Source organism: Ulvibacterium sp. (genome assembly GCF_965228935.1).
Lineage (GTDB): Bacteria > Bacteroidota > Bacteroidia > Flavobacteriales > Flavobacteriaceae > Ulvibacterium.
Genome location: NZ_OZ245846.1, coordinates 4467414 through 4481576 on the forward strand (window position 1 = coordinate 4467414; position 14163 = coordinate 4481576).

Annotated in this window: 15 protein-coding genes; 6 read left to right on the plus strand and 9 right to left on the minus strand. The window is 37.9% G+C overall.

The genetic code is table 11. The annotated features are described in order from the left end of the window. Positions 1–324 precede the first annotated feature (324 nt). The 4 genes from ACO06Y_RS18840 to ACO06Y_RS18855 form a co-directional block, all read right to left on the minus strand. Positions 325–951: a hypothetical protein gene (locus ACO06Y_RS18840; RefSeq protein ID WP_422080578.1), complete on the minus strand. Its 627-nt coding sequence runs from the start codon at positions 949–951 to the stop codon at positions 325–327. Between the two features lie 100 nt (positions 952–1051). Continuing rightward, positions 1052–3241 carry a tetratricopeptide repeat protein gene (locus ACO06Y_RS18845; RefSeq protein WP_422080579.1) on the minus strand — a complete coding sequence of 730 codons (2190 nt, stop codon included), beginning with the start codon at positions 3239–3241 and terminating at the stop codon, positions 1052–1054. A gap of 315 nt (positions 3242–3556) precedes the next feature. Next, positions 3557–4333 carry a hypothetical protein gene (locus ACO06Y_RS18850; RefSeq protein ID WP_422080580.1) on the minus strand — a complete coding sequence of 259 codons (777 nt, stop codon included), beginning with the start codon at positions 4331–4333 and terminating at the stop codon, positions 3557–3559. A gap of 148 nt (positions 4334–4481) precedes the next feature. Continuing rightward, positions 4482–5231: a LuxR C-terminal-related transcriptional regulator gene (locus ACO06Y_RS18855; RefSeq protein ID WP_422080581.1), complete on the minus strand. Its 750-nt coding sequence runs from the start codon at positions 5229–5231 to the stop codon at positions 4482–4484. A gap of 129 nt (positions 5232–5360) precedes the next feature. Between ACO06Y_RS18855 and ACO06Y_RS18860 the strand changes: the two genes are divergently transcribed. Together ACO06Y_RS18860 and ACO06Y_RS18865 are read left to right on the plus strand one after the other, a co-directional pair. Continuing rightward, entirely contained in the window at positions 5361–6116 is a 756-nt protein-coding gene (locus tag ACO06Y_RS18860; RefSeq protein ID WP_422084197.1) for an alpha/beta fold hydrolase, read from the plus strand. Positions 6117–6259: 143 nt separating this feature from the next. Next, entirely contained in the window at positions 6260–6805 is a 546-nt protein-coding gene (locus ACO06Y_RS18865; protein ID WP_422080582.1) for a helix-turn-helix transcriptional regulator, read from the plus strand. 27 nt (positions 6806–6832) lie between these two features. Here ACO06Y_RS18865 and ACO06Y_RS18870 read toward each other — a convergent pair whose 3' ends face one another. From ACO06Y_RS18870 to ACO06Y_RS18890, 5 genes are all read right to left on the minus strand, one after another. Next, positions 6833–7444, minus strand: coding sequence for a response regulator transcription factor (locus ACO06Y_RS18870; protein WP_422080583.1), 612 nt, complete (start codon positions 7442–7444; stop codon positions 6833–6835). 129 nt (positions 7445–7573) lie between these two features. Then, positions 7574–8332, minus strand: coding sequence for a LuxR C-terminal-related transcriptional regulator (locus ACO06Y_RS18875; protein ID WP_422080584.1), 759 nt, complete (start codon positions 8330–8332; stop codon positions 7574–7576). 24 nt (positions 8333–8356) lie between these two features. After that, positions 8357–9133 carry an alpha/beta fold hydrolase gene (locus tag ACO06Y_RS18880; RefSeq protein WP_422080585.1) on the minus strand — a complete coding sequence of 259 codons (777 nt, stop codon included), beginning with the start codon at positions 9131–9133 and terminating at the stop codon, positions 8357–8359. Positions 9134–9159: 26 nt separating this feature from the next. Beyond that, on the minus strand, positions 9160–9936 hold the full coding sequence (locus tag ACO06Y_RS18885; RefSeq protein WP_422080586.1) for a response regulator transcription factor: 777 nt from the start codon (positions 9934–9936) through the stop codon (positions 9160–9162). A gap of 18 nt (positions 9937–9954) precedes the next feature. Continuing rightward, positions 9955–10731, minus strand: coding sequence for a response regulator transcription factor (locus ACO06Y_RS18890; protein ID WP_422080587.1), 777 nt, complete (start codon positions 10729–10731; stop codon positions 9955–9957). A 490-nt stretch (positions 10732–11221) separates the two neighbouring features. Between ACO06Y_RS18890 and ACO06Y_RS18895 the strand changes: the two genes are divergently transcribed. From ACO06Y_RS18895 to ACO06Y_RS18910, 4 genes are read left to right on the plus strand one after another with little or no spacing between them, the layout of a single operon-like run. After that, positions 11222–11848 carry an ATP-binding cassette domain-containing protein gene (locus ACO06Y_RS18895; protein WP_422080588.1) on the plus strand — a complete coding sequence of 209 codons (627 nt, stop codon included), beginning with the start codon at positions 11222–11224 and terminating at the stop codon, positions 11846–11848. Continuing rightward, positions 11845–13116: an ABC transporter permease gene (locus tag ACO06Y_RS18900; protein WP_422080589.1), complete on the plus strand. Its 1272-nt coding sequence runs from the start codon at positions 11845–11847 to the stop codon at positions 13114–13116. The genes ACO06Y_RS18895 and ACO06Y_RS18900 overlap by 4 nt, the downstream gene beginning before the upstream one ends. Further along, the gene (locus ACO06Y_RS18905; RefSeq protein WP_422080590.1) at positions 13109–13549 is read left to right on the plus strand and encodes a hypothetical protein; all 441 of its coding nucleotides are present in this window, start codon (positions 13109–13111) and stop codon (positions 13547–13549) included. The genes ACO06Y_RS18900 and ACO06Y_RS18905 overlap by 8 nt, the downstream gene beginning before the upstream one ends. 39 nt (positions 13550–13588) lie before the next feature. After that, a complete protein-coding gene (locus ACO06Y_RS18910; RefSeq protein ID WP_422080591.1) occupies positions 13589–13993 on the plus strand; it encodes a hypothetical protein in 405 nt (134 codons plus the stop codon). Positions 13994–14163 lie beyond the last annotated feature (170 nt).

A 14163-nucleotide genomic window follows, 5' to 3' on the forward strand; every position in this document is an offset into this window, starting at 1 on the left:
CAAATCCAAATCATCATGTCAATACCAGATATGCCTTAAATCTCTGAGATCTTGTGCAGCTCCAGCGCGCTTTGACCAACTTTCTGTAGTTAATTTATTTTCTTTGGTGTAATGGTCGTGATGAATTACTTCGGCAAAAGAAAAAGCCGCTAATAGGATTCCTGAACTGGACATAGGGTAAATCTGAAAAAACGCCGTCCAACCTATCCCTAAAACAACTAAAAAAGGCCAAAAATGGGGCTGCGTAAACAATTGATATCAACTCTTATACCAAGATCAATAAAACGGACTTTTTTAGGGATTACCTATTAAACTCTTAGACTACTATGGCCTATTAAGCCTAATTATTAGGCATTCTCCTCTTGGAGGTGCATCCAAACTCTCAAAACCTGTGGCACTCCACATATATACCCCGTCTTCAGCGTTGAATGTTATGGCCGTGGCACTTGGACTAACAGCAAAACCTTTGCAATTGGTGTCGATATTTTCCTTACAGACAGGAATGGTTTCGCGTATACACGCAATTGTTTCAGAGAGTACTTCAAATGGTTCTCCAAAAGATGAATCAAAGGAACTTACTTCAATATTAATAGGATTTCCTGGTCTGTTAGTCCAAAATATAAGGTTTGGATTAACAGTTATTTTTACTGAATTATCCCGATAGCCATTTTGATAAATCGTAAATTCTCCAACTTGTTTCAATTCTCGTATAAATCTCGAACCAATTTCTTCCTCGGATAAATCTGGTTTTACCAAAATAAAATCACCATTGTTAAAATTCAATTCACCATTCAATTCTATTTCAACATCTTCATATACCAATATATTATCATTTGAAATTGTGAAGTCTTTCCTTGGACCAAAGAAAAAAGTCTCATCTATTTTTTCAGAACAACTGAACCATAAACATGATATTGAGAAAATGAAAAACCATTTATAAAACTTTTTCATAGTGAACCTATTTATTTGTACATAGAGAAAATAGCATTTGTTCATAGAAGATTGCAATTTTGTAAATATGCCCTTCCAATTGAGATTATTGGTATAGCAGCTAATTATCCTTTAAAATTAGCCCAATATATTCCTCTTTCTTTTTTAAAGCCCTTTGTTTATTCCTCTTTAAAGGAATCGAAATACCAGCTCCAAGGGCAGAACCAATGGCAATATTTCTTCCTGTATCTTCCAAAAACAGACCATCGTTATATTTGTCCACGGATAATTGTTCTTCTCCCTTGGATTTTTGGGAACTTCCTATAGCATAGGTGGCAGCACCTGCAATGAGGCCGGCAACTAAAATTTTTAAAGGCAATCTTTTAATCCTTTTATGTTTTTTCTTCGCCGCTTTGTGCATATCAATCAATTGACTCTTTGGAATACTGGCATACTCTTGGTACCTTTTTGAAATCACATTACCAGTTAAATCAACCAAGGAAAGGTTATTGTCATAATTAGACACGAATTTTTCATAATCTTCTTGAAGTGAAAATTTTCTCAAGTTTTCTATGGGATCGTCATAGCCATAAGAAGTATTATTAAAGCTTTTATAGCCACCCTTCTTATATGAATTGATTGAGGTAAACAACAAATCCATTTTATCTGTTGTCTTTAAACTATTATTCTCTTTTGCTTTCAGCAAATAGCCTTTTGCCCTAAGCATGAGATCTGATGGGTTGTCAATACTCAACTGCACTAAATCTTCCCTCACATTCCTTTTGTAGGCAAATCCATATCTAGAGGCATTGTATGAATTGTAATCATCAAGTAAATCATTCAAAGCATTATTATCTCCTGAAAGTGCTCTTTTCTGAAGATTTCCAATCTTTGCTATAAATTGTTCCTTTTCTATTCTTTCTCGTTCTCTCCTTTCTTGTCGTTCTCGCTCCAGTTGTTTAGGAGACTTTGTGTTATTGCTTGTAAACAAAGACGTCAACCCCTCAACCAATGCAGTGCCAGCAGCCGCCAAAATTGCATCTTCCTGAGCAGTGTTAAAAGTATGTCCGCTTTGGGTGTAGGAGTTGCTACCATTATTGTAGACTCTGGAACTACTTTCTAAAAATGATTCTTGGCCTTGGATTAATATGTCTATTCCTGGTTCATTTGGATTTAAACGTTTGATTTCCTTATAGTATTCCAAAGAGGTTTTATGATCCCCGTTAATACTTGCTATTGCCGCTTTTTTCTTTAGGTCATCAATACTTTGGTTAAAACTAGCTTTACGTTGCTTTTCTTCCTTAATCTGTTGTTGCTCTGCTTGGTAAACTAACTTTTTATCGTAAGCAGTTTTTTGTACTTCTTCCGGGTAAGTTAAAAGTTTATTTTTTTCATCTCTAATTTTGTTTTCCAGTTCAGAAATTTTGGCATTGACACTATTAATGACGCCAGGATATTGTCTTGGTGATCCCTGAATTATTTGTTTCATTTGCAAATAATAGTCTAATGCCACTTGATGATTGCCAATATTTTCTGCACTTTGAGCTTTATTTTTAAGCTCCCTATAGTTTTCGGCTTCATCTTTTTTTGCTTGTTCCATTTTTTCTTTTTCAGCTATTTTCTGCTCTAAAAAGGCAATAATACCAGGTAAATCTTTTGAACTTGGGTCAATAGTAATTGCTTGTTTGTAGTATTCGATAGCTCCAGCTAAATCACCTAAGTTTTTTAGTCTATTTCCTGATGCTACATATCTGTTGTAAGTTTCATAGTCTATGCTATTGGAACTATTTCTTGCCGAATCATGGTTATTTGTAGCGGTTGTAGTAGTTGATTCACTTAAATTATCCTCAATGAAAGTAAATCTAATACCATTATGTCCTACTGTAGGGTAAACAGAACTGTTGTCTATTACCGAACCCTGCACTGATGAATTTGCACGGAGAATAGGGATGTGGAAGTAAGGGGTATTAAATCCTAATCCGTTTAAATTTCCTGTTGAAGAAATACTGTAATCATAGTCTGGATTCTCCCAACACACTTGTGCCCCAAAATCATCATAGCCAATATTAAATTGTACTACGCCGAGCCTAACATCTTTGTTGGTTCTATTATTCACCCAAAAAAATATTTGATACCAATTCCAAGTTATACCATTGTTGCTTCCATCATCATATACACATTTAAATGAGTCTAACTTTTTAATTTCATAGCCAACAGAAATACCTTTTTGATCGAACAGGACTCCAGATTGTCCAAAAACTACTATTGAGGTAAATAAAAAAACAAATAAGAGAATGTACTTTGTTTTCATTTAGATATTTTTTGTGTTTATACTAAAAAAGCAGCTAAAACCAACAAGAACTAAAAATTGTTCTCATCTTATTCTAATTTCACATTTTTGGCGACATCCTAATCTAAATATTCATAACCGCCATGCTGCCATTAACCTAGGCAAACAGAATTGATAAGTACTATTGCGAATAAAATTATTGTGGTTTTCATAGTTCAAATAAGTTGTTGAATTCCTTTAAAAAATGGAAATTCAATTAGCAATTGACAACTGCACAATTAATACCTACTGTTTTGATATTTTATTGAATTTGTAAAGTATATTAGGATTCATCCATTAATAACTCAATCCAAAGTAATCCATGGTCTCATAATAGTCCTTAAAATCGATACTTGATTTTCCTGTTTCAACTGTTGATGCCTTGGCAATTACTACTCTAAGCCTATCATAGTCACCAGAGAAAAGAGCTCCAGTGACACCATCTAATTCACGTAGTTCGATCAAGACTTCGCCTACAATCAATTTTGTTACTAAAATGTGGTCAGGATTATAGCCAAAACCGGAAGCAAGAATCCATTCAAAGGGGTCGTTGTTGGCGTATCTAAGATATATAAGTACCAAATCCTCAGCCAAGACCTGTTCTGTAAGTTCGGGAACTGACACAGAAATAAAGCTTTGACCTGCCTGGCCTGAAATATCAAAAACAATTGAGGCGACATTAGCATTTCCATCAGCACCATCCTGACCATTAGCACCGTCTTGACCATCCGTACCATCTGCTCCATCCTGACCATCGACTCCATCGGTACCGTCCGCACCGTTCTGACCATCTGCGCCTTGGCAATCGAATACATCAACAATACCATCGCCATTGAAATCTTCATCGGGATCACCAACACCATTGTCATTCAAATCCCAGCAGGCTTGACCATCTTCTCCTGCTGCCCCTCCGGAATCTCCATCTTCACCATCCTCCCCTGCTGGTCCTTGCGGACCGGCTGCCCCAGCCGGTCCTACTGGACCTTCGGGACCTTCAGGACCCTCGCAGCTAAGAAAAACAATAGTTAAAAATGAAATTATAAGTATGCAAATTCTTGAAAATTGTGTTCTCATTGTTGTTTAAATTTGGTTTGGTTACAAACCCACTAGAGGTTTTACACAATTTTATTAAAACACTTTATGTTAAAAAATACCCACTAATGCGTATTTTTCAAATGAAAGCATGCATTTTACCGATAAATTCAAACAGATTGTCGGAATGTCAGAAAATTCCGTTGCGTTTACAGAAGTTCAAAAGCTGTTCCTTGTTGGAACTATTGCTCTTGCGTAGAATGTTTTTTCGATGGGTGTCAACAGTCAATTTGCTAATATTTAGGCTATCGGCAATTTCAACGCTCTTCATCCCTTTTCGAATACCTTGGATAATGAGTAGTTCGCGTGCAGTATAAAAATCTTGGAATTCCTTGTAAACCCTGTCCTTGAATTTTTGCCGATCCACCTCACCTGCATTGACGTCCCACTCCACTTGATTGTTATTCGATATAAAGCCGATATCGGTCAACATGCTCCAATTGCTGATCAAGCTACCTCCCCCAAAAGTTCCATAAGCTCCGGATTGTCTCAGCACCTTTACAGGTGTACCATTTTTTTTCAACAAACGGTAGGTTATTGTCAAATAGGTCTCCAAACCCACTTCGGTGTTTACATAATGCTCCACAATTCCTTTGATAACCCTTGAAACCACGGCTATATCTTCCGGGTGAATACGGGTATGGATGATACTATCATCAAAATCATTCTCCGAATAGCCCAACAATTGCTCAATGTTTCTTTGATAGGTAACCTTATTTTCCTTCCAGTCCATCACATAAATGGCCTGTTTCCCTGGGATAAGTGGAAAATGCTCCAAGTCCTGGAATTGTGCGTGACCTGTTTCCTCATCAAGGAGCTGTTGGGAAACGGTCCTTGCAAAATCCATTAAATCAACGGGAGATACCGATGGCTTGTTCATTTGTTTATCGGATAACCTTCTCTTCACGTCCAAATCCTACTGTAAATTAAAAATACTTTATTATTTTAACATTTTTCATGAAGTCAATTGATTCAATAGTGTTGTAATCAAAAAAAGGTAAAAAATATGATGTCCCAAAGAGGTACGATTTTTTATATTCATGGAAATTCATCGTCAAATCGGGTCTTCGAGAATATTCTTGTCTCTGATAAGATTTCCTATCAACAAATTGCTCCCAACTTACCCGGACATGGCAAAAAAGCCGGGGAGGATCGGGAAAGTAATTTTACTACCAAAGGATATTGCGATTTTTTGCTTTCTAAAGTAAACAGTATAGAGGATGACATTCTATTGGTCGGAAATTCTTTAGGAGGACATTTGGCCCTTGAAATTGTGCCAAAAGTCCAACGCTTGAAGGGCTTGGTAATTTTTGGGGCGCCTCCCGTAAAAAAACCTTTAAATGTTAAGGAGGCCTTCAATCCGATTCCGGCACTACAGACATTTTTAAAAGAGAACCCTGAAAATGAAGAAATTGAAAACGCATTGTCCGAGGTTATTTCCAATCACAAATTGGTAGATGGGTTTGTCAACGATTTCAAAACGGCAAATCCAAAGGTAAGAACCGCTTTAGCCGATGATCTTTCCTCTGGAACTTGGAGTAATCAAGCAGAGATATTTCTGGAATTACATATCCCTAAGCTAGTAATTATTGGTGATAAGGATGTTTCCGTAAATACTGATTATATTAAGAATTTAGCAAATCAAGATAAAGATTTATGTGAGCTTGTCTTCTTTGAAAAATGTGGACACTACGCTTCTATTGAGAAACCCTTGGAATTTGAAAATATCTTAACAAGCATGGCTAAAAAAGTTTTCAACCGATGATTACGAGTTCCGAATCACAGTCATTAAACCAATTACAATTATTTGCCTATAAATTAAGGCAGCTTTATCTAGAGGATAAAAGTTTGTTTTTTGAATTGAACAAACTTGTACCCTTTTCAGTGTTTATCAACAAACGGGAAAATTTGGACATTACCTACGCCAATCACCAGTTGTTGTGTAAAGGAAAAGAAATGGAGGATTTGATTGAGAAAGGGGCCAGTTATCTCCCAAAAATTTCTAATCACGCATTATTGGATTTAGCAAAGCAAAAAACCCAATGTTTCGGCTTTGTAAATGATGAAAATGGAATCTGTAATTATCTACAACAACTTACCGTCAATGGTAAAAAAGAGTTTTTTTATTCAAACAAATTAATTCTCAACCAACATCTATATTTTAATGTTTCTGTTTTTGTTGAAGACTTGGGCATTGTTGGCCAACTGTTCAAAATCGTTTTTGAACCTGTAAAAAATCAAGAAAGCGTATTGCTTAAGTTCCAATTATTGACAAAGCAAGAAAAAAGGATTGTGAAACTGCTTATACATGGACACTCATACCAGCAAATAGCTGAACTGCTTTTCATCTCTATACATACCCTACGTACGCATATGAAAAATATTCATAAAAAAATGGAAACGGATAAAACTTCACATTTAGTTCGGATGGGTCTATTATTGGATATCATATAAGTAGTAGCCAGTACAACCAAAGCCATACTAAAATAGATCCATTACAAGCGAAAACCTTATTAATTGACTCAAACTTTTAACCCTGAGTTTCTTATTTATGTTTTTGCGATGCGTTCTAACCGTATGGCTTGAGATATAGAGATAATCGCCAATCCGGTTATTGGACCATCCTTTGGATATCAGTTTCACAATCCTTTTCTCTTGTTTCGTAAGCGATTGAAAGCTCTGCCATTTTTCAGCAGAAAGGTAAAATTCTGGTGCAATCTCCGTAAAAATTTTTCCAACCTTCCCCAAGTCCTCTGGCAAGTAACATACCGCTATACTTTTCTCATCATCTAAAAGCAATTTATTGGTAAACAACGGGGTCATCTTATTATTGAGTTTTATATATTGAGGATAGGACACAAAAGTGTTATAATCATCCGTTTTATTCAGTAGATCAGATCTTATAATTGCTACGTTCCGAGAAATCGGGTCAGAGATTTGTTTAAGGTACGGAAGTCCTTTCATAAATAATTCCGACATTTCAGGTCCCTTGTTCAGTAGTTGTGACCCAAAATAATTATATCTATAATCATTGCCTTCACGGCTTTTTATAAAAATTGGATTTGGAATCAATTCTTGAAGCTCGTTAAACAAACTAAGGTTTTTGAGAAAAGTATTCCTGATTTTAAAGGCTAAAATCTGATTGGATATGATTGCTTCTTTTTCCGTAATGTGCTTGACTGGCATATAGTTAGAATTGTTTTAGATTGAAGTTGGTATCGTTTAAATTATTCCATTACGCTTACAAAAATTAAGTAGCTGATCCTTATTGGTGCAACCGCATTTACGAAGTATATTTTTCCGATGAGTGTCAACTGTATGTTTACTTATGCAAAGCTCATTGGCAATTTCCAGACTTTTCAATCCCTTTTTTATTCCATGTATTATCAATAATTCCCTTGCCGAAAAAAAATCCTTAAATTCTCGATAAACATTGTCTTTAAACTTCAAAAAATCTATCTCATTGGAATTAAGATGCCATTCTACCTGATTATTGTTTGATATAAAATCGATAGCTGTAATTAAAGACCAATTACTTATGAACTCCCCCTGGGATGAGACTTCAAAAGCTCCGGTCTGTCTCAATAGTTTTATGCTGGATTTGTCCTTTTTAAGGAAGCGATAGGTTAGGGTTAAATAAGAATCCGGTTCAACCGTTTTGGAATGGACGTAATGATGAACAGTTCCTTTAATTACCCTTGATACCACAGGAATATCGTTAGGATGAATCATGCCAAGAGCTGTTTGAAAATCAAATTCGTCATCGTTGTAACCCAATAGTTTCTCAATGTTTCTTTGATAAGCTATTGTCTTTTTTTTCCAATTCATCACGTAGAGGGCCTGTTTGGAAAGCAAAGGGAATTCATCCAAATTTTTCCAGCTCGTTTCGTCAACAATCTTGTCTTGAAGGTAAGCTGATGTATCATCAGCGAATTGCATTAGGTTTTCCTGCCTGATTTTTGGATTTGTATCTGATTTCAAAACTCCTCGCCTATAGTTTTATTTTCATTGAATCCCATAAATAAAGTCAGATAGCAATTTGTTGAATTCCTCGGAATTTTCCAATTGGGGAGTATGTCCGGCTTTAGGAATATATTGAACCTGTTCTTTCCAAAGCGCAGGGAAATGGACACTATTCAGATAACTTTTATTGATTAATTGGTCTGTTTCGCCAACAATAAGTGCTACAGGAAAATCAATATTTTTAAGTACCTCCAATTCATCAACCAATCCTCCTGAAGCTACCGAATTGGCCATATGACTCCTGAATTTAGTATCTGTATGTTCCAAAGCATCCTGCGCTAAGGGGCGATTGTTTTTGCAACCAATGAATTCAATCATTATTTCTCTTTCTTTTTCTGATAATTCTTCTTTGAACAATAAGCCCATTCTTTCATCTGGGGCAAATGCCTCTAGCATGTTCAATGGTTTTTTAAGCGGAGGTGTGCCAATCAGTACAAGTCCTATACAATTGTCAATACTCGATAGTGATTGCAATATTAAATGACCGCCAAGAGAGTGACCGATGATAATAATAGAACCCATGTTTTGCAAAGTGTCCGAAATAACCGGAATTACGTTTTTAACTCGGTAATCATCCATTTTTACCGACTTGCCATGACCCGGAAGATCAAAAGCCATGCGATTAAATGTGCCAAACAACGGCGATTCCATTTGATAGTCCCAGAAATGCAGATTTTGACTATTGCCATGGGCAAATACCAAAGTTGTTCTGGAATCACCCTTAGTTGTATTTAAATATTTTACATTAAGTGCTGACATTTTGGAATTCCCATTTCATAATCTCATTAAATCAATCCCTCCCTAACAAAATGTGTCACTGCCTGGGTAATATTCTTGAAATTGGTCTTGGTCAAAATATTTTTACGGTGGGTACGAACCGTATCCAGTGAAATATGCAAATAATCAGCTATCTCCTTTGAACCAAAACCTTCGGAGACCAATTTCAAGATTTCTGCTTCCCTGTTTGAAATGGTCAGTTTGGGCTGGTTGCTTTTTAAATCCTCTATGCACGATATTCCAAAGTAACTTTTGTCCCCCATGATATTTATGAAGGAAACCTTATGATTATTATGGGAAGTTATATGCTCAATGTTCGATTGGTTAGTAAACACCGTAGAAAGCCTATAATCCTGATCTAAGGTCAATGCTATGGACTGCCTCAAAAAAAGTTTATATGTGCCGTCCCTTGTCTTAAACCTTAGCTGGTAGGAGACCTTATAATCCGGAATCTCTTCCTTTCTGATGTGGGAAAACAAAAAATACCCGGCAATTTCCTCACAATGGACAAAATGTTGAAAATCGTCGGGATGAATTCTACCCGTATAATCGTCCACCTGAAATGTATTGGGGTCTTCTCCCGTTGTAGTACTTAAGCTTTCGCTTAAAAAAGTGAATCTCCTATCTACGATATCAAAAATATATTGGAATGATGGGCCGGGAGAATACATATTCTCCAATATGGTATTCAGCCCTTTTTGATTGGAAACAACGGTTTGCTTGGCCAAGAAATCGTTATGGTCATCAAAAACCTGATATATTTCCCGAGTAATTTGATTTTTCAAGCCTATTTCTTTTACTTTCTAAATAAGTCCATCCCTAATACAATATGTTATGGCTTGGGCCATGTTCTTAAAACCCGTCTTGCCCAAAACATTCTTGCGGTGGGTACGTACCGTATCCGCTGAAATATACAAATAATCGGCTATTTCCTTTGAACTGAACCCTTCGGAGACCAATTTTAGAACTTCCACTTCCCTTGTTGAAAAAACCTGTTGGGATTGGCATTTGTTCAAATCGTCAATATCGCCTATACCAAAATAACTTTTTCCTCCCAAAACATTGATAAAGGACATTTTCCGATTATTGACCTTCGTAAGGTGATCAATATCCGAGTGATTTGCAAACACGGAGGACATGTTATGTTCTTCGTCCATGGCAAGTGCTATGGCTTGGTGTAAAAACTGTTTGTACTCTTCGTTGATGTCCTTGATCCTAAACTGAAAAGAAACTTTATAATGTGGAATGTGTTCCTTTTCGATGTGAGAGAATAAAAAGTGGGCGGCAATTTCCTGACAACGCACATAGTGTGGAATATCATCGGGATGGATGCGATGTACAAACCCATCCGGAGAAAAGGTGGAGGGGTCTTCCCCAAAAAGTAACCTACAGCCCTCACTGACAAAATCGAACTTTCTATTGGGGAAATCAAATATGTATTGAAACGAAGGCCCCGGGGAATATAGATTTTCAAGAAGTCGATTTAACTTGTTCCTATCAATTCCAACAGAGCTTTGAGCCAAAAACCTGTTTTTACTATCAAAAACCTTATAGATTTCCCTTATTTTTTTGCTTTCCATTGAATTTAATACGCTAGCATGGCCTTAATAGTACTACAAGGTAAATGAATCAATTTAAATTCGCTAGGGTAATGGCCGACACATGACTTCCCAAAAGACAAAGAAGTCAAAAACAAACTTGGATAAAGTAATGGAAATTTCCTTAACCGTTTCTATAAAACGGTTACTAAGGGAAAGACAATCCATTAATCAAGGTTTGTTTAATGGTCGAGCACTTGCATGAAGCTCGATGTTGGCATGGGCTACAAAAAGAAATGGTGTTGCCAGACAGTGCAGCAAACAAAAACCACCGGCAAGGAGGCTCATCCAATCCGACTTAAAGATTACTTTTCCTATGGTCATTTATAGAATAGTTTCCATTTTTTTTGCCTAGAGGGCCCATAGGAAGCCTATCAAAAAAATAAATCCAAATTTCGGCAAATTTAGCGCATATTTTTAAATGCAACATAGTTGCATTTCTATTTCTTTTTATTTTTGTAAAAACACTTGGATGGTAAAGACCCTGTATTTGGCGTATTCCTACGAAAATGGAGAGGAACTCGCTTTTCCTGATATTGAGCTCACCCCAGGGGAGCATTTGCTCGTGATTGGACCATCCGGTGTGGGAAAGACCACCCTTTTGTATCTTTTGGCGGGGCTATTGCCGCCATTACATGGTACAATAGCCATTGCGGGAACGGAGTTGAATTCCCTAACACGTAAAGAGCTGGACGAATTTCGGGGCAAACACATGGGTCTGGTTTTTCAACAATATCATTTCATCAAATCCTTAAATGTCTCGGATAATCTTCGATTGCGGCAAAGCTTCCCCAAAAACGCGAACGATGAGGAAAGAAGGCATCAACTTTCCGAAAGATTGGGGCTCACGGAATATCTTCATGAAAAAGTCACGACACTGAGCCAAGGGCAACAGCAGCGGCTTTCCATTGCTTTAGGGATAATTCACAGACCTAAGATTATCCTGGCGGATGAGCCTACTTCCAATTTGGACGACGCGAATTGTGTAAAGGTCATTGACCTGCTCAAGGAAGAGGCCGAAATTTGTAAAAGCAGCCTTTTGATTATTACACATGACCTCCGGGTAATGTCCCATTTTCAAAACCGCGTGATGTTATGAAGCTTAGCTATCTTGCCTATAGAAATATGGTTTCCAAACCACTCAACCTTTTTTTGAGTCTTCTCTTGTTATTGTTAAGCGTATCATTGGTCACGTTCGTAATCCAGGTTAGCAAGCAGTTGGACGGACAGTTGAACAAGAACATTGCCCCCTTTGATATGGTGGTGGGTGCAAAGGGAAGCCCTCTGCAACTTGTTTTGTCCTCGGTACTCCATGTAGATGTGCCCACTGGAAATATTAAGTTGAATGAAGTCGCCACCATCCAAAGGCATCCTTTTATCCAAACCGCAATTCCTGTTTCCTACGGTGATAATTATAAAGGCTATCGGATTTTGGGTACGAAGGTTGGGTATCTGGACCTTTACAATGCCCGGTTGATGGAAGGAAAACTATATGAAAAGTCTTTTGAAGTGGTTGCAGGGAATACCGTTGCCCAAAAGCTGGGTATTAAGGTGGGGGATAACTTCGTAAGTTCCCATGGGCTGGCTTCTTCGGGCGGCGAAGCGCACGGTGAACACCCTTTTGTGGTTACGGGAATATTGAAATCTACGGGAACGGTGGTGGATCGGTTACTGATTACCAATCTCGAAAGTATCTGGGAAGTCCATGATCACGGGGAAGATGAACATAACACAAAGGACGACGCTCATGAAGAGGGCCACGACCATGAAGAGGATGACCATCACGAAGAGGAAGTTGAAACCTTGGAAGAACGTAAGGAGGAAAAAGAGATAACGTCACTATTGATCAAGTTCAAAAGTCCTTTAGGGATGGTGCAATTACCAAGATTCATCAATGAGAATACCTCTATGCAGGCCGCCTTGCCAGGTTTTGAGGTTCAGCGACTAATGGGTCTGTTAGGTTCCGGGGTGCAGACTGTAAATGGAATAGCCTTGGTTATCTTATTGGTTTCAGGATTAAGTATATTTATAAGCCTTTTAAAGACCATCCGTGAGAGAAGGCAAGAACTTGCGTTACTCCGGATTTACGGTTTGCGAACAGGACAACTGCTAAGTTTGGCCCTTTTGGAAGGATTGCTTTTGGCCATCATTGGCTTTTTATCGGGATGGTTTGTAGGACGTTTGGGTATTTGGGCCGTATCGCGCTATACACAGGACTCCTATGGCTATGGGCTACAAGTCACGGGGCCCGATAAGATGGAATTCTTGTTCTTGGGCCTTACCCTTGGTATAGCCCTTATGGCCACCTTGCTGGCATCGCGCTCTATATTTAAACTAAACGTAGCTAAAACATTATCAGATGCGTAATTCGATTATACTAATTTTGTTCGTAACCTTTTCTTGCTCCTTAGCCTACGCACAAGAGCAATTGACCTGGGAGGATTTTGCGGACGTCAGTTTTGAACCCGTGTACAACAAGAAGTACGATGTACATTTTTTAATGCCCAAGTTTGGTGAAAAGATACAGTCCCATCGGGGCAAGCAAGTAAGCATTATAGGATATTTTTTGGATATTTCCGGTAGCGGTGAAATATTTTTGGTATCCCAAAACCCTATGGCCTCCTGTTTTTTCTGTGGAGCAGCAGGACCAGAGACCATTATTGAAGTAGCTTTTAAGGAAAAACCATCCTTTAAGACCGACCAAATAGTAACTGTCAGCGGAATACTTGAATTGAATGCCAATAACGTAGATCATTGCAACTATATCTTAAAAGAGGCCTCGGGCGAATTGGTGAACTAAAATAAAATGAGAATATCTCTTTTCATACTATGCTGTTGGATGGGAATTGCTACCCACGCGCAGACTGTCCTGGATTGGTCCGACCTCTCCGAGGGTATTTCCTGGGAACTGCCCTCACCGGAAAACATCATTCCGGGTTTCCAAGAGGCAAACTTTTCGCCAAAAATAAGAGCCTTGGAAGGGAAAAAAGTCGTAATTACAGGGTATCTGTTGATTTTGGATAGTACACAATCCGTATATCTCCTTTCCAAAAACCCAATGGCCTCCTGTTTCTTCTGTGGCAACGGCGGACCCGAAACCGTCTTGGATTTAATGTTTGACCAAAAGCCATCCTTTGTAATGGACGAATTGCTCTCCGTGGAAGGAATATTGTATTTGAACGAGAGCAATCCAAATGCATGTTATTATCGGATCGAGCATGCCGATGCCATAAGTTTCAAGTGAACGACCTAGTGATGAAAAAAGAAATTTGAGTAGGCAGGTACAGACCATTATTAAGGGTATCTGCACCAATTGCTCAATGTCTAGACGAACCCGGAGCAATTATTTCTTTTTAGGAATACCTATTTTACAAGGAATATTGGCACTTCATATGAAAGCTTCCCGGCTTTTAT